The sequence below is a fragment of the Sphingobium sp. D43FB genome (assembly GCF_002312805.1).
Classification (GTDB): Bacteria; Pseudomonadota; Alphaproteobacteria; order Sphingomonadales; family Sphingomonadaceae; genus Sphingobium.
Genome location: NZ_NMUA01000157.1, coordinates 1 through 824, shown reverse-complemented (window position 1 = coordinate 824; position 824 = coordinate 1). Strand labels below are relative to the sequence as shown.

General features: G+C 59.2%; 1 pseudogene. It reads left to right on the top strand.

The features are described from left to right. A pseudogene (locus SxD43FB_RS23800) lies at positions 1-824 on the top strand (IS3 family transposase); the annotation flags it as partial.

Here is an 824-nt window from a genome sequence, read left to right as displayed (position 1 = left end):
TACCCCGCGACAGGGTTGCATCGGATTTGGGGATAGGGAAGTCGACGCTGGGCAAATGGGTGTCACAGTATCGGCCATCTGACCTGGTGGCAGCGCCGCAGGCAGATCTGGCGCGTGAGAATGAACGCCTTCGTCTTGAGAACCGTGTGCTGCGGGAGGAGAGGGAAGTGCTAAAAAAGGCCACGCAGTTCTTCGCGAGCCAAAGGCCGTGAAGTTCGCTTTTGTGCATAGCTGGCGGCATCGTTGGCCCGTTGAACTGCTCTGCCGTGTCATGGATGTCAGTGAACGCGGCTATCGTTCCTGGCGCTCGCGCCCGATTAGCAGGCGGGAGCGGACAGATATGAAAGTGCTGGCCCATATCCGAGAACAGTACAGGCTGAGCCTTGGCAGCTACGGCCGTCCTCGCATGACGATGGAGTTGAAGGAGGTGGGGCTCGATGTTGGCGAGCGCCGGGTCGGGCGGCTGATGAAGATCAACGGGATCAAGCCAGTCCGCACGCGCAAGCACAAGGTTACGACGGATAGCCACCATCGACTGGGGGTCGCAGCGAACTGGCTGGACGGCGATTTTGCCGCCGATGCGCCCAACCGTAAATGGGCCGGCGACATCACCTATATCTGGACGTCAGAAGGCTGGCTCTACCTTGCCGTCATTCTCGACCTGCATAGCCGTCGCGTCGTGGGCTGGGCAGTCAGCGACAGAATGAAGAAGGACTTGGCGATCAGAGCGCTGGATATGGCGGTGCGCCTGCGCCAGCCTCCGGAAGGCTGCTTTTTTCATTCGGATCGTGGCAGCCAATATTGTTCTTACGACTATCAGAAAA